This is a genomic window from Streptomyces sp. KM273126 (assembly GCF_004337435.2).
Classification (GTDB): Bacteria; Actinomycetota; Actinomycetes; order Streptomycetales; family Streptomycetaceae; genus Streptomyces; species Streptomyces acidicola.
The window spans coordinates 552,265-570,060 of sequence record NZ_SJXB02000002.1; the positions used below are offsets into that span (position 1 = coordinate 552,265).

Consider the following 17,796-nt stretch of genomic DNA (forward strand, 5'->3'; position numbering starts at 1 on the left):
TCACGCCCCTGCCTTGGCGACGCCGGTCGCGCCTTCGGGCAATGGCTTGTCCTCCGGTACGTCGAGCTGTCCGGTCTCGTGGAATTCGAGCTGCTTCCTGCGGTCGGCGACCAGGCCCTCGGGCCGGAAGCGCATGAGGAGCATCAGCGCGAAGCCGAAGAGCAGGAGCTGGTATTCCTGCATGAACTGGAGCTTGGCCGGGATGAGGTAGAGGAGTGCGGCGCCGATGAGGGGGCCGCTGATGGTTCCCATGCCGCCGAGGATGACGGCGGCGAGGAGGAAGGCCGAGTTGGGCGGTACGGAGCCGGCGAACTGGTACTGCTCCGGGGTGATGCTGTAGGACACGTGGGCCTGGACGGTGCCGGCGAGGCCGGCGAGGGCGGCGCCGAGTGCGAAGGCGAGGAGTTTGAGGCGGAAGCCGTTGATGCCCATGGCGGTGGCGGCGGTCTCGTCCTCGCGGATGGCGACCCAGGCCCGGCCGATGCGGGACTCGGCGGAGCGTCGGAAGACCAGCACGACGATGGCTGTGAACAGCAGCATCAGGAGGTAGTAGTTCCCGGATCGGGTGAGTTCGGTGCCCAGGACGTTGTGGGGCAGTCCGAGGTTGAAGCCGAAGAGTTCCAGGTCCGGGATGTTGGGGATGCCGTTGGAGCCGTTGGTGATGTCGGGTCCGCTGTTCCCGTTGAGGTTGTTCATGGTGATGCGGAAGATCTCACCGAACCCGAGGGTCACGATCGCGAGGTAGTCGCCGCGCAGTCGGAGGGTCGGGGCACCGATCACGACGCCGAAGATCAGGGAGGCGGCGGCGCCGGTGAGGACGGCTGCCCAGAACGGGAACTGGACGCCGATGGTGGACTGGGGTGAGCCGGAGACCAGGGCGGCGGCGTAGGCGCCGACGCCGAGGAAGGCGACGTATCCGAGGTCGAGGAGGCCTGCGAGGCCGACGACGACGTTGAGGCCGAGGGCGACCGTGGCGAAGATCAGGATGTTGGCGCCGATGAGGGCGTACTGGTCGTTGCTCTGGGTGAAGGGGAAGCAGATGGCCGCGACGAAGGCGGCGGCCATGGTGACGTTGCGGTGTTTGGCGGTGAGCGTCGAGAGCTGCTTGATGAGTCCGGCGCGCAGGATGGCGGTGAAGCCGAATCCGGCGGTGATCAGGAAGCCGATGAACAGCTCGGAGTACTCGGTGCTGATGCCGTAGGCGAAGACGTACAGTCCGATGCCGAAGCCGGCGGCGATGATCAGGATCTCTGCCCAGGAGGGGAGTTCCTTGGCGCGGCCGGGTTCGGGGGCGCTGAGGGAGTGGCGGATCCTGCCCCACAGGTTGGGGGATTCGTCGCGGTCGTAGCCCTGGTCGGCCGGGAGGCCGAGGGCGCCGATCACGGCGAGGAGGGCTCCGATGCCGGAGACCCAGGCGCCGGGTTCGAGGTTGACGAGGCCGCCGAGTTCGGAGGAGATCGCGCCGATGGTGTACCCGGTGGTGCCGAGGACGCCGAGTGCGAGGAGGCGGGTGGGGCTGTTGGTGCCGCCGGGGGTGAGCCAGCCCAGGCCTCGGATTCCGTAGCCGGAGAGCGCGAACAGCGCGGTCAGTGCGGCTGAGATGAGGGTGAGGACCTGTAGGCCGCCGGGGTAGCCGGTGACGGTGAGGTTGCCGGGGAATTCCTCGGTCCAGGTCCAGGCGAGGAAGGTGCCGACGAGGGCGACGACGGAGCCGGTTACGGCTGTGGCGCGTGCGGCGGCGGGTGGCATCGGGATGATGGGGGTCGGTTCGGTGGCGGCGGACTTGGTGGTGTCCGTGGCCGTGGCGTTGGTGGTTTTGGTGGTCATGGGTATCACGCCCGATCCGCGACGCGTTCGCCGAGCAGGCCCTGTGGTCGGAACAGCAGGACGAGGATGAGCAGGCTGAACGCCCAGACGTCCTTCCAGGCGCCGCCGCCGAAGAGGTCCATCCCGGGGATGTCGCCTATGTAGCCGGTGGCAAGGGATTCGGCGACACCGAGGACGATGCCGCCGAGCATGGCGCCGTAGATGTTGCCGATGCCGCCGAGTACGGCGGCGGTGAAGGCTTTGAGGCCCATCAGGAAGCCCATGCGGAAGCCGACCTGGCCGTTCTTGAGGCCGTAGGCGACGGCGGCGATGGCGGCGAACGCGGCGCCGATGGCGAAGGCCATGACGATGATGCGGTCGGTGTTGACGCCCATCAGCTTCGCGGTGTCGGGGTCCTGGGCGGTGGCCTGCATACCGCGGCCCGAGCGGGTCTTGGTGACGAAGAGGCCGAGGGCGAACATGCACAGCGGGGCGGCGATGAGGACGAAGAGGTCACCGCGCTGGATGCTGGCACCGAAGATGTCGATCGGGCCGCCCTCGAACTGCGGGAAGGGGTGGTCCTTCTTCGCGTCGGGGTACCACATCCACACGATCTGCTGGAGGACGATGGAGAGGCCGATTGCGGTGATCAGGGGGGCCAGTCGTGGTGCGCCGCGCAGTGGCCGGTAGGCGAAGCGCTCGGCGGCGGTGGCGACTGCGACGGAGACGACGATGCCGCCGAGGATCATGAGGGGGACTGCGGCGCCGAGGGCGAAGCCGTCGGGCATCCACAGGTAGACGGTGAGGGCCCCGAAGCCCCCGACCATGAAGATCTCGCCGTGGGCGAAGTTGATGAGCTGGACGATGCCGTAGACCATCGTGTAGCCGATCGCGATGAGACCGTACATCGCGCCGAGGATGAGTCCATTGGCCAGCTGTTGCGGCAGTTCGTTCACCGCAGGGCCTCCGTGGGAGTGTTTTCGGATATGGCGCCGCGCGGGAGCGCTGGTGGGCGCTCCCGCGCGGCCTGGATCAATGTGGGATGGGGAGGTGCTGTCTATTTGTCCCCTGCTCAGCTCAACTTGGGCGAGCCGCTGAACTCGGGCGCCCAGGCGTCGTCCTTGATCTTGTATGCGGTCATCAGGGTGTTCGTGGTGTCGCCGAACTCGTCGAAGGACACGGTGCCGGTGACGCCGTCGAACTTGACCTTCGCCATGGCGTCGAGGACTGCCTTGCGGCCGTCGGACGGGAGCTTGCCGTCGTTGCCCTCGACCGCCAGCTTGACGGCCTCGATGATGGACCAGGTCGCGTCGTAGGTGAGGCCGCCGTAGGCCTCGTAGGCGTCCTTGTAGCCGCCCGCCTCGTAGTTCTTGATGAACTCCTTGGCGGAGTCGAGCTGCTCGACCGGCTTGCCGACGGAGGTGGCGAGGTCGCCGGCGGCCTTCTTGTTGAGCTTCGGGAACTCGGCGGAGTAGATGCCGTCGCCGCCCATCAGCGGGATGCTCTGGCCGCTGTCCTTGAGCTGCTGGCTCAGCGGAGCGGCGGCGGGGTACTCGCCGCCGTAGTAGAGCGCTTCGGCACCGGTCTTCTTGATCTTGGCCACGACGGCGTTGAAGTCACGGTCGTCGGGGTTGATGTTGTCGGTGCCGACGATCTCGCCGCCGAGCTTGGTGTAGTTCGCCTTGAAGGAGGCGGCGAGGCCGGCGCCGTAGGTCTTCTGGTCGCTGATCAGGTAGGTCTTCTTGATGCCGGCCTTCTGGAAGAGGTATTCGGCGGCGAAGGCGCCCTGGACCTCGTCGGTGGTGGCGGTGCGGAAGAAGGTCTTGAACTGGCGGACCGAGTCTCCGGTCTTCCAGCCGTCGCCCTGGGTGAGCTCGGTGCCGGTGTTGGCCGGGGAGACCTGGGTGAGTCCGGCGTCGTTGAACGGCTTCTGCATCGACTGCGAGACGCTGGAGTTCAGCGGGCCGACGACGCCGAGGAGGTCCTTGTTGCTGATGAACTTCTGGGCGTTGGCCTGGCCGACGGACGGCTGCGCCTGGTCGTCGAGGGGCTCCAGCTTGAACTCGACGCCCTTGACGTACTCCTCCTTGTTGGCCATCTTCACGGCCAGGTCGGCGGAGTTGCGGATGCCGAGGCCCAGAGCGGACAGGTCACCCGTGAGCGGGGCGTCGACGCCGAGCACAACGGTCGTCTTGTCGCCGCCGCCACCGCTGCCGCTGTCGTCGCGCGACCCACAGGCGGTGAGGGTGAGCGATCCCGCCGCAAGCGCGGCGGTGATGGCTATGAGCGAACGTTGACGCACGAATCTGGTCCTTTCCCTGGCACGGAGGCTCCCCCTGGAGCCCGCCGAGTCGAGCGCTGGACCGAAGTTCCTTCGAATCCGTCGGCGCGGTGACTGGGCGTGACTCTAAGCGTGTGTGGGGAACGTGGAGGAGGGTCTGACCGAGGCTGTGACGCTCTTGTTATGACACGACGTAATGCAGAGCGGTACTCGCTGGGTGGATCAGAGGAATTCGGGCCGATTCGCCCAGTCCGCATAGTGAGAACCCGCAGCGTTTGCCGGGATCCCCTCAGGAGTGTTCGGGTGTTTTGGTGATGTCTCGAAAATGTTGCTGCGGGCTACCTGAAAGGCCTGAGTGGAGTCGTGTGCACGGGTTCGCCGGGGCTGAATTCGGTGACGTGTATTGCCGATTTATTACGCAGAGTTACAGCCAGGAAAGGGGTCCGGCCTTTTCCGACACTTCGCTCATTCGGCGCGGATGTGCGGCCGTGGCGGTTCCGTGCGCGCCGCGTGTGGCGGACTCTCCGCTTCCGGTGGCTGACACGGCGGTCAGCGGTGTCAGCCCGAGCTTCCCGGGATCAACGGCGGTGCGTGCGCGGGCGGGTCAGCCCGTCGGGGGGACGTACTGGGCGGCGTCGCTCGGGTTCACGTCCCGCAGCATGCACGTCAGGCGGGCGCTGCACACCCGCTTGCCCTGCTCGTCGCTGATGACGATCTCGTACGTCGCCGTCGAGCGTCCCCGGTGCAGGGGTGTGGCCACGCCGGTCACGAGCCCGGACCGGACGCCGCGGTGGTGTGTGCAGTTCAGGTCGACGCCCACGGCTATCTTCGAGCTGCCCGCGTGCAGCATGGCGCCGACCGAGCCCAGGGTCTCGGCGAGCACGGCGGACGCGCCGCCGTGCAGCAGTCCGTACGGCTGGGTGTTGCCCTCCACGGGCATCGTGCCGACGACGCGCTCGGGAGAGGCCTCCACGATCTGCACGCCCATGCGGGTCCCCAGGTGCCCCGCCGAGAACATGGCGACCAGGTCGACGCCGATCGCCGCGTACTCGTCGATGACTTCCTGAGGGAACTTCACGTGGTGCTGCTCGCCCATGGATCCTGGCTCCGTTTCGTCAGGGATCTCGTCGTGGGCGTTCGGCTCCGGGCCGAACGCCCACCCGTGACTGAGCGAACGCTCAGTCGGTTCCCGATTGTTCCAGACGGACCACGACGGACTTGCTGGCCGGGGTGTTGCTGGTGTCCGCGGTGGCGTCCAGCGGCACGAGGACGTTCGTCTCCGGGTAGTACGCGGCCGCGCAGCCCCGGGCTGTCGGGTAGTGCACGACGCGGAAGCCGGGCGCCCGGCGCTCCACGCCGTCCTTCCACTCGCCGACCAGGTCCACGTAACTGCCGTCGGCGACCTGCAGTTCGGCGGCGTCCTCGGGGTTGACCAGTACGACCCGGCGGCCGTTCCTGATGCCCCGGTAGCGGTCGTCCAGGCCGTAGATCGTGGTGTTGTACTGGTCGTGCGAGCGCAGCGTCTGGAGCAGGAGGCGGCCCGCGGGAAGTTCCGGGTACTCGACCGGTGCCGCCGTGAAGTTCGCCTTGCCGGTGCCGGTGGGGAAGCGGCGCTCGTCACGGGGGGCGTGGGGCAGTGCGAAGCCCTCGGGACGGGCCACGCGCGCGTTGAAGTCGTCGAAACCGGGGACCACGCGCGCGATGCGGTCACGGATCGTCGCGTAGTCCTTCTCGAACTCCTCCCACGGTGTGCGGCTGTCCTCGCCGAGCACACGGCGGGCCAGGCGGCACACGATGGCCGTCTCGGACAGCAGGTGGTCGCTCGCGGGCTCCAGCCGGCCGCGCGAGGCGTGCACCATGCCCATGGAGTCCTCGACGGTCACGAACTGCTCGCCGCTGCCCTGGAGGTCCCGCTCGGTACGGCCGAGGGTGGGGAGGACGAGTGCACGCGCGCCCGTGACGGCGTGCGAGCGGTTCAGCTTCGTCGACACGTGCACCGTCAGGTGGGCGCGGCGCATGGCCGCCTCGGTCACCTCGGTGTCGGGTGAGGCGGACACGAAGTTGCCGCCCATGGCGAAGAAGACCTTCGCCTTGTCGTCGCGCATGGCGCGGATGGCCCGGACGACGTCGTAGCCGTGCTCCCGGGGCGGCGCGAAGCCGAACTCCTTCTCCAGGGCGTCCAGGAAGGCCGGGGCGGGCCGTTCGAAGATGCCCATCGTGCGGTCGCCCTGCACGTTCGAGTGGCCGCGTACCGGGCACACGCCCGCGCCCGGGCGGCCGATGTTGCCGCGCAGCAGCAGGAAGTTGACCACCTCGCGGATGGTCGGCACGGAGTGCTTGTGCTGGGTGAGGCCCATGGCCCAGCAGACGATGGTGCGCTGCGAGGCGAGGACCATGCCGAGGGCTTCGTTGATCTCCTCCTGGGTGAGACCGGTCGCGGTGAGCGTCTCGTCCCAGTCGGCGGCCCGCGCGGCCTCGGCGAACTCCTCGTACCCGTGCGTGTGTTCGCGGACGAAGTCCTCGTCGACCGCGCCGTCCGTCGCCAGGATCAGCTTGTTGAGGAGGCGGAACAGCGCCTGGTCGCCGCCGATGCGGATCTGGAGGAACAGGTCGGTGAGAGCGGCGCCCTTGAGCATGCCCTGCGGGGTCTGCGGGTTCTTGAAGCGCTCCATGCCCGCTTCGGGCAGCGGGTTCACCGTGATGATCCGGGCGCCGTTCGCCTTGGCCTTCTCCAGGGCGGAGAGCATGCGCGGGTGGTTGGTGCCCGGGTTCTGCCCGGCCACGATGATCAGGTCCGCCTTGTAGAGGTCGTCGAGCAGGACGCTGCCCTTGCCGACGCCGAGGGTTTCCGAGAGTGCCGACCCCGACGACTCGTGGCACATGTTGGAGCAGTCCGGCAGGTTGTTCGTGCCGAACTCGCGGGCGAACAGCTGGTAGAGGAACGCGGCCTCGTTGCTCGTGCGTCCGGAGGTGTAGAAGAGCGCCTCGTCGGGGCTCTGCAGGGCCTTCAGTTCCTCCGCGACGATGTCGAAGGCCCGGTCCCAGGACACCGGCTCGTAGTGCTCGCCCCCTTCGGGAAGGTACATGGGGTGCGTGAGGCGGCCCTGCTGGCCCAGCCAGTAGCCGCTGCGGGTGGCGAGGTCGGCCACGGTGTGGGCGGCGAAGAACTCCGGGGTGACCCGGCGCAGGGTGGCCTCCTCGGCGACCGCCTTCGCCCCGTTCTCGCAGAACTCCGCCGTGTGCCGGTGCTCGGGCTCGGGCCAGGCGCAGCCCGGGCAGTCGAAGCCGTCCTTCTGGTTGACGCGGAGCAGGGTGAGCGCGGTGCGCTTGACGCCCATCTGCTGCTGGGCGATCCGCAGCGAGTGCCCGACGGCGGGCAGCCCGGCGGCCGCGTGCTTCGGTCCGGCGACCTGTGGCGCGTCCTGGACCGGATCGCCCTTCGGCGGCTTGGTTGCCATCGCACGCTCTCCTTCGACCGCGAGGTGAAGCACGGTTTTCGACTACGAGGTGATGTACGTCTCCGATCCTCGCACGTGTCAGTGACAGCGATCACCGGAGGGCGGAAGGGAGGCCGTCGGCCACGGAGACCGGACCGCCGGCCCTGCCCGGCAACTCTCCGTGGCGTGGCAACTGCCCACCGTGCCGGGGGTGACGTATCGGGGGTTCCGGCCGGTGGTGATCGCGGGGTGAGGCGCCCGCCCACGCCGGCCGGGGCCGAGTGTCAGTGGCTCGTGGCAGGATCGGGGGCGTGGCAGAAACAGCATCGAAGAAGACCGAGAAGACCCCTGGCGGCGGCCGCCCCCGGCTCATGCTCATGGACGGGCACTCACTGGCGTACCGCGCGTTCTTCGCGCTGCCCGCGGAGAATTTCACGACCGCGACGGGCCAGCCGACGAACGCGATCTACGGCTTCGCGTCGATGCTGGCCAACACGCTGCGCGACGAGGCGCCCACGCACTTCGCGGTGGCGTTCGATGTGTCCCGCAAGACCTGGCGCTCCGAGGAGTTCACGGAGTACAAGGCGAACCGCTCGAAGACCCCCGACGAGTTCAAGGGCCAGGTCGAGCTGATCGGCGAGCTGCTCGACACGATGCACGCCCAGCGCTTCGCGGTCGACGGCTTCGAAGCGGACGACGTCATCGCGACGCTCGCCACCCAGGCCGAGGCCGAGGGCTTCGAGGTCCTCATCGTCACCGGCGACCGCGACTCCTTCCAGCTGGTCACCGAGAACACGACGGTGCTGTACCCGACGAAGGGCGTCTCCGAGCTCACCCGGTTCACCCCGGAGAAGGTCATCGAGAAGTACGGGCTGACGCCGGCGCAGTACCCCGACTTCGCGGCGCTGCGCGGCGACCCGTCGGACAACCTGCCGGGCATCCCCGGCGTCGGTGAGAAGACCGCCGCGAAGTGGATCAACCAGTTCGGTTCGTTCGCGGAGCTGGTCGAGCGCGTCGAGGAGGTCAAGGGCAAGGCCGGGCAGAACCTCCGCGACCACCTGGAGGCGGTCAAGCTCAACCGCCGTCTCACGGAGATGGTGCGCACCGTCGAACTGCCCAGGACCGTCGCCGACCTGGAGCGCGCGCCGTACGACCGCAAGGCCCTCGCGATGGTCCTGGACACCCTGGAGATCCGCAACCCGTCCCTGCGTGAGCGGCTGCTGGCCGTCGACCCGGGGGCCGAGGAGGTCGACGTCACCCCGGTCACCGACGGCGGCGTCGAGCTGGACGGCACGGTGCTCGGCGCCGGGGAGCTCGCCCCCTGGCTCGCCGAGCACGGCAAGGCGGTCCTCGGGGCGGCCACGGTCGACTCGTGGGCGCTCGGTGCGGGCGCGGTGGCCGAGGTCGCGCTGGCCGCGGCCGGGGGAGCGGCCGCCTGGTTCGACCCGGCCCAGCTGGACGAGGCCGACGAGAACGCGTGGGCGGTCTGGCTGGCGGACCCGGCCAAGCCCAAGGTGTTCCACAGTGCCAAGGGCGCGATGCGGGTCTTCGCCGAGCACGGCTGGACCGTCGAGGGCGTCACGATGGACACCGCCCTCTCCGCCTACCTGGTCAAGCCGGGCCGCCGCTCCTTCGACCTGGACGCGCTTTCCCTGGAGTACCTCCACCGGGAGCTGGCGCCCGCTGCCGAGGCCGACGGACAGCTGGCCTTCGGCGCGGACGACGGGGCCGAGGCCGAGGCGCTGATGGTGCAGGCGCGCACGATCCTCGACCTGGGCGAGGCGTTCGGGACGCGGTTGCAGGAGGTGGGCGCGGCGGACCTTCTGAGGGACGTCGAGCTCCCCACCTCCACGCTGCTGGCCCGCATGGAGCGGCACGGCATCGCGGCGGACAGGGCTCACCTGGAGGCCATGGAGCAGATGTTCGCGGGCGCCGTGCAGCAGGCCGTGAAGGAGGCGCACGCGGCGGCCGGGCACGAGTTCAACCTGGGCTCGCCCAAGCAGCTCCAGGAGGTCCTCTTCGGCGAGCTGGCCCTGCCCAAGACCAAGCGCACGAAGACGGGCTACACGACCGACGCCGACGCCCTGGCCTGGCTGGCCACCCAGACGGACAACGAACTGCCGGTCATCATGCTCCGCCACCGCGAGCAGGCGAAGCTGCGTGTCACGGTCGAGGGCCTCATCAAGACCATCGCGGCGGACGGCCGCATCCACACCACGTTCAACCAGACGGTCGCCGCCACGGGCCGCCTGTCGTCCGTGGACCCGAACCTCCAGAACATCCCGGTCCGCACGGACGAGGGAAGGGCCATCCGCCGCGGGTTCGTGGTCGGCGACGGCTTCGAGTCCCTGATGACGGCGGACTACAGCCAGATCGAACTGCGGGTGATGGCCCACCTCTCCGAGGACGCGGGCCTGATCGAGGCGTTCACGTCGGGTGAGGACCTGCACACCACGGCGGCCGCGCAGGTGTTCGCCGTCGACCCCTCGGCGGTGGACGCCGAGATGCGCCGCAAGATCAAGGCGATGTCGTACGGCCTGGCGTACGGGCTGTCGGCGTTCGGCCTCTCCCAGCAGCTGAACATCGAGGCGGCCGAGGCCCGCGCCCTGATGGACGCCTACTTCGAGCGGTTCGGCGGTGTCCGCGACTACCTGCGCAGGGCGGTCGACGAGGCCCGGGCGACCGGATACACGGCGACGCTCTTCGGGCGCCGCCGCTACCTGCCCGACCTCAACAGCGACAACCGCCAGCGCCGCGAGGCGGCCGAGCGCATGGCCCTGAACGCCCCGATCCAGGGCACGGCCGCCGACATCGTCAAGATCGCCATGCTGAACGTCGACCGGGCGCTGCGCGAGGAGGGTCTCACCTCCCGCATGCTCCTCCAGGTCCACGACGAAATCGTCCTGGAGATCGCCCCCGGCGAGCGTGCCAAGGCCGAGGAACTCGTCCGCCGCGAGATGGCGGGCGCCGTCCACCTGAGGGCTCCGCTGGACGTCTCCGTCGGCTCGGGCCCGGACTGGGAGTCTGCCGCGCACTGAGCGACCCAAGCGCCGCTTGCGCCTCGGGCGGGACGCGGGCGGCACACCGGGCAGCGCGACCAGGGCCCGGCACCACCGGGTGCCGGGCCCCTCGGCTCGTTCCCACGTCATCCGGTCGAAGTCACCCGACGTCCCGGGAACCGTCACCCAGGTGGCCCTCAAGAGGGCGCCCGGACGGGCGCGCGGAGCAAGGATGCGGGCATGGGTATACGCACGCTTCGCCGCCGTACCGCAATGACCGTCGGCGTACTCGTATCGGCGTTGCTCCGACGGTCACCCGTCTCCGCGCCCGGCGCCAGCACACCCCGTATCCCCGAGGACGTCACCCGCTTCCGCTCGCCGCGCGACCTTGCTCGCGCAGCCGAACAGGCGGCCACGGCGATCTCACGAACAACCCCCCGGCCCTGAGTACGGGACCGGCCAGGAACAGTGGGCGATCAGACAGCGCGTGACCGGACAGCGCGCGATCAGTGGGACACGCGCTCCACGACGGCATCGTCCGAGGGCGTGGGCACCGGGCGCCACACCCTGACCCCGACCCCGTACAGCACCAGCCCGAGCGCGAGCCCCGCTCCGGCGCCGAAGCACAGCGTGGGGATCACCTCGTACGGCTTGGCGGTGGACCCCCAGTACTCCCACCACCGGGTCACCCGCTGCGCCGCGGCCGCCAGCGTGCAACCCCCGATCCCGACCCCGGCCACCAGGCGGTCCGCCACGGACAGCGCGGGCACGCTCACGGGCTCCCGATCCGGCTGCCGGCGCAGGGCCAGGAACACGAAGACCGCGATCACGGCCGCGGCCACGGCCGAGCCGCCGTACTGCAGGTACCAGTAGAGCGGCGAACCCGCGATCTCCTCCCCCAGCACCGGAAACAGCCGCGTCCCCCACCGGTCGAAGTGCGTGAACGCGTCCCAGACGACATGCGTCAGCGCACCGATAGCCGCCGAGACGTACCACCACGCCACCTCGGACGGGCGTGGCCGCCCGCGCAGTCGTCCGTGTCCCGTCGTTCGTCCCGTTCGTTCCGTCCCGCACCCCACCAGCGCCGCCACCCGGCCTTGCCGCCCCCGGGGCAGCAGGGCCACCAGCGGTTCACGCAGGACCAGCCACACCCCCACCAGTGCCCAGGTGACGAGGACGTCGAAGGTGAGCACCCCTGCGAGGGAGTGGGTGAAGTCCCCGAACTCCATCGCTCCGGGCAGCACACTCGCGGCGTAATAGGTCATGTCGGGCGCAAGCGAACCGGCGACGAGCAGTGAGGGCACCAGCGGTCCGCGCCCGGTCCCGTCGAGACGCACGGCGGGCAGGGCGGCGGCCGCGTGGCTGAGCGTGAAGGGCAAGTAGTCCCCCTGTGACTGGCGTTGGCCCGGCACCCCCCGGCCGGCGATCACTGCCCGCCAGTATGCGCGACAGGGTGCCGCCCGCCCCAAGGGCGCCCGATCCCGGTGGAGCGGATATGGCCAACCGGTGAATAACGGGCGCCAACGGGTGCCCCCGCGACGGAAGTTGTCGTAGGGTCGCCTGGGTCACGTTGCCGGGGCGCTGTCGAACACCGATGACGAGGCAACCGAAGAGGCGCGTCGACAGTCCTGACAGACGGCACCACAGGGAACGCGAAGACCAACGTCCGCGGGAGGGATTCACTCGATGTCGGCGCAATTCGGCAAAAGGCTGCGCAGGGGAGCGGCGACCACCACGGTTGCCGCTGTCGCAGTCGCGGCACTGGCCGCCTCCCAGGCTCCGGGAGTGACCACCGACAGCGCCGGCAGACGGCAGGCCACGGACTCGTCGGCGCCCGACGCCGCGTCCGGTGCCGACGACACCGCGACCGGCAACTCGCGCTACTACACGGACCTCCCACCCCTCGACAGCCCCACGGCCACGCCCGGCGCGGGCGGCGACACCTCGGGCATCACGGCCAACGCCGAGCGCGGCATCCCCGCCACCGTCCTCGACGCCTACAAGAAGGCCGAGTCGGCCCTGCGTGAGTCCAAGCCGGGCTGCAACCTGCCCTGGCAGCTCCTCGCCGCCATCGGCAAGGTCGAGTCGGGCCAGGCCCGCGGCGGCCGTGTCGACGCCGACGGCACGACGTACTCGAAGATCCTCGGCCCGGTCCTCAACGGCGGCCAGTTCGCGAACATCCGGGACACCGACAACGGCGCGTACGACGGCGACAGCACGTACGACCGCGCCGTCGGCCCGATGCAGTTCATCCCGTCCACCTGGGAGTGGGCGGGCCGCGACGGCAACGGCGACGGCCGCAAGGACCCCAACAACATCTACGACGCGGCCCTCGCGGCCGGCAACTACCTGTGCCGGTTCAACTGGGACCTGTCCGACCAGGCCGACCTCAGGCGCGCGATCCTCAGCTACAACAACTCGACGCACTACCTGAACACGGTGCTGTCGTGGCTGGAGTACTACCGCAAGGGCACTCACGAGGTCCCGGACGGCACGGGCACGCTGCCCCGCAACCCGAGCGACGGCGGCACCTCCGGGTCGAGCGTCAGTCCCAGCCCGTCGCCGAGGGACTCGCAGAAGCCGAAGCCCCCGGAGGGCACCACGGACCCCGCCAAGCCCGGCAACCCCGGTACCGGCGGCGCAGATTCTGGCAGTCCCGCCCCGCCGAGCACACCTCCCGGCACCACACCCCCTGGCACCACACCGCCCGGCACGACACCCCCCAGTACGCCGCCCACGCCCACCGACACGGTGGACCACCTGGAGAACGCGGGCACCGGGACACTCACGGCCATGGCCGGCGACGCCTTCGCCGAGAAGGTCGCCGTCAGTACCGAGACCAAGGCCGGTGAGGCCGTGGCGAAGGTCAGGGTCCGCTTCACCGTCGTCGGCGACACGGACGCCACGTTCACCGGTGGCGAGACCGTCGCCACGGTCGTCACCGACAGCGCCGGCACGGCCACCGCGCCCACGCTGCGGGCCGGCGAGAAGACCGGCGGCTTCACGGTCCGCGCCACCGTCGTGGGTCGCGCGGTGCCCGGCCTGGACTACAAGGCGACCGTCACCGCCCGCCAGGCCGACGCCCTCGCCCGCACCACTGACACCGCGCTGACCTGCGTCCCGGGCGGCGAGTTCGCCGAGCAGGTCGAGGTGAAGGCCACGTACAAGGGCGGGGTCGCCGACGCAGTCGCGGCCACCGCCACGCTCATCAAGTCGGCGGACGACCCCACCGAGAACGACAAGGGCCCGCACTTCAAGGACGCCGACGGCAAGACCGTCCGCACCCTCAAGGGCCTCACCACCGGCAAGGACGGCCTGCTCAAGCTCCCGAAGCTGTACGCGGACGACACGACCGGCACGTTCCTGCTCCGCATCACGACCACGGGCGGCGCGACGCTCACGGTCGAGCTGAAGGTCGCGGCGGCCGAGTCGGCGTCGCCCAGCCCCTCCGCGTAACCCCTGTCACGACAGCCACGGCGCTCCTCCATGACGGAGGGGCGCCGTCGCCGTGTGTGCGACGTGTTCTCATCTCGCCCGGCCGTTGCTACCGTGCCGGAACTGACGATGTATCAGTTCATGTCCGCCGGGAGGCTCGCATGCGCGCTCTTGCCGCCGCCGCGACCGGTCTCGCCCTCGCACTCGCCCTGGTGTTCACGATCACGGCGATGGGCTCACCGGCGGGCGGGACATCACCGAAACCACTGCTGACGACGGTGCCCGCACACCCGTAACTCCCCGGGACGGAGGCCGAGATGCGCCGCAGGTCCAGCCTGATACTGCTCGCCCTCGCCGTGTTCTTCGCGGCGCTGTCCCCGCTGGTGCGCTGGTACGCCTTCCCGCGCCTGGCCAAGATCCCGGCCAACCAGTACCAGGACATGGTCCTGGAGGCGAAGGACGCGACCCTCCTCGACTACGGCACGATGCGGGCGAAGAAGGTCCCCAAGGTCACCATCGTGCAGACCCTCAAGGGCAACGTGGAGGCCTCCGAGAAGATCGAGAAGACGGCCGGCCGGGATGTCGTCGTCTGGGACGGGCTCTCCTACGTCCAGGGCCCCGACGGCGAGATGGTCTCCAAGATCCCCGAACGGTATGTCTTCGACGCCCACACCCAGGAACCCGTGCACGTCAAAGGTGAGATGGTCGACGGCGATCCGGTGAAACGGACGGGCATCGAGTTCAAGTGGCCGTTCCTGACGGAGAAACGGGACTACGAGTACTTCGACGCCCAGGCCCGTGTCACCGCACCCATCCACTACAAGGGCACCCAGGACTTCCGCGGCATCGAGGTCTACTACTTCGAGCAGACCATCCCGTGGACCAAGGTGCCCTTCCCCAAGATCATGCCCGTCCAGGGCATCACCCCGGAGTCGGTCGCGAGGACCGGCACGACCCGCTGGTACAGCACCGTCCGCAAGTTCTGGGTCGAACCCCTCACCGGCGCCCCCGTGTACGGCGAGGAGATCCACAAGGAGGAACTCCGCGGCGGCACACTCCTGGGGGGCCGCGAGAAGGTGACGGCCTTCGCCGGGCACGTGAAGATGCGCGAGGACTACATCAGATCGACCGCGGACCTGGTCGAGTCCAACCGGGCGCTGGTGCTGCTGATGACCTCGTACCTGCCGTGGGGCTTCCTCGCCCTCGGTGTCCTGCTGCTGTCGCTCTCCCTCTACCTGGAGGCCCGCGGCCGCGGGCCCGGGGAACCGGAGCCCACAGAGACCGTGGCACCGCAGCCGGTCAGTGCCTGAGCCGCGCCTTCGTGTACCGCGTCGGCTCGGCGGTCGCCGGGTCCTCGGGCCACGGATGCTTCGGGTACCGGCCGCGCAACTCCGCCCGCACGGCCCTGTACCCCTCTTTCCAGAAGGACGCGAGATCGGCGGTGACCGCGGCGGGCCGTCCGGCGGGGGAGAGGAGATGCACGAGGACCGGGACACCGGCAAGCGCGGGCGACTCGTGGAGCCCGAACATCTCCTGCAACTTCACGGCCAGCACGGGCCGTTCGGGATCGGCGTAGTCGATCCGGATTTTGGACCCACTCGGTACGGTGATCCGCTCCGGAGCGAGCTGGTCGAGACGAACGGCATCGCCGGAGGCCCACGGCAACAACCGGCTCAGCGCCTCCCCGGCGTCGACCCGCGCCAGATCGCCCCGACGCCGGGCACGGCTCAGCTCCGGCTCCAGCCACTCCTCCACGCGCGCGTGGAGGGCGTCGTCGGAGACATCGGGCCACGGCTCGCCCAGGTGCAGCCGCAGAAACGCGAGCCGCTGCCGCAGCCGCTCGGCGTCCTGGGACCACCGCAGCAGCCCGAACCCCTCCTCCCGCAGCCCGTCCAGCAGCGCCCGCCGTACGAGCCCGGGGTCGGCGTCCTTGAGGAGGCGCACCGTCAGCTCCACCGCCCCCAGCCGCTCCACCCGCCGAGCGACGATGTCCCCGTCGGCCCAGTGCACCTCCTCGCCGACGGCACGCAGCGGCGCCGCCGCGCGCCGGGCCACGTCCTCGTCCACCGCGGCGGCGAGCCGCACGCGCGCGTGCCCCGCACCGACGGGCCGGTCCGCGACGGCGACAGCCAGCCACGGGACACCACGCAGGGACGAGCCGTCCCCGACATCGGCCCGCGTCCCGGACACCATCACGTACGACCCGCCCTGCGCCCTGGCCACCCGCTCGGGAAAGGCGAACGCCGCCACGAGCCCGACAGCGGCGTCATCCGCGAGCGCAGGGAAACCTGGTGCGGGCCCGGACCCCCGGGGCACGTCCGCCGCCGCGGACCGCAGACGCCGTGTCTCGGCCCGCCAGCGCCCCGCGTACGCGTCACCGCCACGCCGGGCCGTCCGCAGCGCGGCGGCCAGATCGTCGCCGTACTCGCGCGGCGCCTCCTCGCTGAGCAGGGCGACGACCTCGGCCGCCCGGTCCGCGCCGACCTCGGACGCCGCGTCCAGCAGCGCTCGCGCCAGCCGCGGGTGCAGCCCGAGCCGGGACATCCGCACGCCACGCTCCGTGACCCGCCCATCGGGGTCCACGGCCCCGATCCCCGACAGGACGTCCCGCGCCGCCGCCATCGCCCCGCCCGGCGGCGGGTCGAGCAACGCCAGCCCGGCAGCATCCGGGTCACCCCAGCAGGCCGCCTGGAGGGCGAACGCGGTGAGGTCGGCCAGTTTGATCTCGGGTGCGGGGAAACGCGGCAGACGTGCGTTCTCGGCCTCTGCCCAGCAGAGGTACGCGGCGCCCGGAGCCTCACGCCCGGCACGCCCCGCCCGCTGGCGCCCGGCCGCCTGCGAGGCCCGTACGGTCGTCAGCGCGCTGAGCCCGCGCGCGTGGTCCACCCGCGGCTCCCGCGCCAGCCCGGAGTCCACCACGACCCGTACGCCGGGAACCGTCAGCGACGACTCGGCCACGGACGTGGCCAGCACCACCCGGCGGCGCACCCCGGGGGACAGCACGGCGTCCTGCACGGCCGCGGGCGCCCGCCCGTGCACCTGGAGGACCTCGGCGCCGCCGTCCAGGTCGCCCAACTGCCCGGCCACGCGCGCCATCTCCCCGACCCCGGGCAGGAAGCACAGGACATCGCCCTCCCGCTCCACCAGCGCCCGCCGCACCACCGACGCCACATGCGTCAGCAGTGCCGGGTCCACACGCATGCCGTGCGGAGGCCGCACGGGACGTACCGGCGGGGCCCACACGACCTCCACCGGGTGCGAGACGCCCTCCGCCTCCACCACCGGCGCGTCGCCCAGCAGCCGGGCCCACCCCTGCGCGTCGGTCGTGGCGGACGCGGTCACCAGACGCAGCTCGGGGCGGAGCGCGGCCCGTACGTCCAGCAGGAACGCCGCCACCGTGTCCGCGTCCAGATGCCGCTCATGGCACTCGTCGAGCACCACGACGTCCACGCCCGCCAGCTCCTGGTCCCGCTGCAACCGCTGCAGCAGCAGGCCCGTCGTGACGACCTCCACGCGCGCGTGCCGCCCCACCACTCGCTCGCCGCGCACGCTGTACCCGACGCTCTCGCAGACCTTCTCCCCGAGCAGCCACGCCATCCGCCGAGCCGCCGCCCGGGCGGCGATACGGCGCGGCTCGGCGACGACGACACGCCGTGCGGGCCCGTCACCCACCAGCCCGGCCAGCACCAGCGGAACGAGTGTGGTCTTCCCGGTGCCGGGCGGCGCCACCAGAACGGCACAGCCGTGCCCCTCCAGAGCGTCGCTCAGCGCGGGCAGGGCATGTCGTACGGGCAGCGCGTCCAGGGCGTCGTAACGGATCACGCCCCAAGTGTCGTAC

The 17,796-nt window shown here is 70.5% G+C and carries 11 protein-coding genes; 4 read left to right on the plus strand and 7 right to left on the minus strand.

Annotation, left to right across the window (positions count from 1 at the left end; all coding sequences use genetic code 11):
• From E0500_RS33045 to E0500_RS33065, 5 genes are all read right to left on the minus strand, one after another.
• Complete coding sequence (locus E0500_RS33045; RefSeq protein ID WP_131563828.1) at positions 1-1,827, minus strand: branched-chain amino acid ABC transporter permease; 1,827 nt, start codon at positions 1,825-1,827, stop codon at positions 1-3.
• A gap of 5 nt (positions 1,828-1,832) precedes the next feature.
• A complete protein-coding gene (locus tag E0500_RS33050) occupies positions 1,833-2,762 on the minus strand; it encodes a branched-chain amino acid ABC transporter permease (RefSeq protein WP_131563827.1) in 930 nt (309 codons plus the stop codon).
• A gap of 116 nt (positions 2,763-2,878) precedes the next feature.
• Entirely contained in the window at positions 2,879-4,108 is a 1,230-nt protein-coding gene (locus tag E0500_RS33055) for a branched-chain amino acid ABC transporter substrate-binding protein (protein ID WP_131563826.1), read from the minus strand.
• A gap of 583 nt (positions 4,109-4,691) precedes the next feature.
• Positions 4,692-5,183 carry a hotdog fold thioesterase gene (locus tag E0500_RS33060; RefSeq protein ID WP_131563825.1) on the minus strand — a complete coding sequence of 164 codons (492 nt, stop codon included), beginning with the start codon at positions 5,181-5,183 and terminating at the stop codon, positions 4,692-4,694.
• A gap of 82 nt (positions 5,184-5,265) precedes the next feature.
• A complete protein-coding gene (locus tag E0500_RS33065; RefSeq protein ID WP_131563824.1) occupies positions 5,266-7,545 on the minus strand; it encodes an FdhF/YdeP family oxidoreductase in 2,280 nt (759 codons plus the stop codon).
• Between the two features lie 290 nt (positions 7,546-7,835).
• Here E0500_RS33065 and polA point away from each other — a divergent pair, with 290 nt between their 5' ends.
• Complete coding sequence (gene polA, locus E0500_RS33070) at positions 7,836-10,562, plus strand: DNA polymerase I (protein WP_131563823.1); 2,727 nt, start codon at positions 7,836-7,838, stop codon at positions 10,560-10,562.
• A 467-nt stretch (positions 10,563-11,029) separates the two neighbouring features.
• Here polA and E0500_RS33075 read toward each other — a convergent pair whose 3' ends face one another.
• On the minus strand, positions 11,030-11,902 hold the full coding sequence (locus E0500_RS33075; RefSeq protein WP_131563822.1) for a DUF4184 family protein: 873 nt from the start codon (positions 11,900-11,902) through the stop codon (positions 11,030-11,032).
• A gap of 307 nt (positions 11,903-12,209) precedes the next feature.
• Here E0500_RS33075 and E0500_RS33080 point away from each other — a divergent pair, with 307 nt between their 5' ends.
• From E0500_RS33080 to E0500_RS33090, 3 genes are all read left to right on the plus strand, one after another.
• Entirely contained in the window at positions 12,210-13,979 is a 1,770-nt protein-coding gene (locus E0500_RS33080) for a lytic transglycosylase domain-containing protein (protein ID WP_131563821.1), read from the plus strand.
• Between the two features lie 140 nt (positions 13,980-14,119).
• Positions 14,120-14,254, plus strand: a complete 135-nt coding sequence (locus E0500_RS33085) for an SPW_0924 family protein (RefSeq protein ID WP_131563820.1) — start codon at positions 14,120-14,122, stop codon at positions 14,252-14,254.
• A 21-nt stretch (positions 14,255-14,275) separates the two neighbouring features.
• Entirely contained in the window at positions 14,276-15,268 is a 993-nt protein-coding gene (locus E0500_RS33090; protein WP_131563819.1) for a DUF3068 domain-containing protein, read from the plus strand.
• On the opposite strand, the gene hrpB is transcribed toward E0500_RS33090, so the two are convergent.
• Entirely contained in the window at positions 15,258-17,780 is a 2,523-nt protein-coding gene (hrpB, locus tag E0500_RS33095) for an ATP-dependent helicase HrpB (protein WP_131563818.1), read from the minus strand. The two genes, E0500_RS33090 and hrpB, sit on opposite strands and share 11 nt — an antisense overlap.
• Positions 17,781-17,796 lie beyond the last annotated feature (16 nt).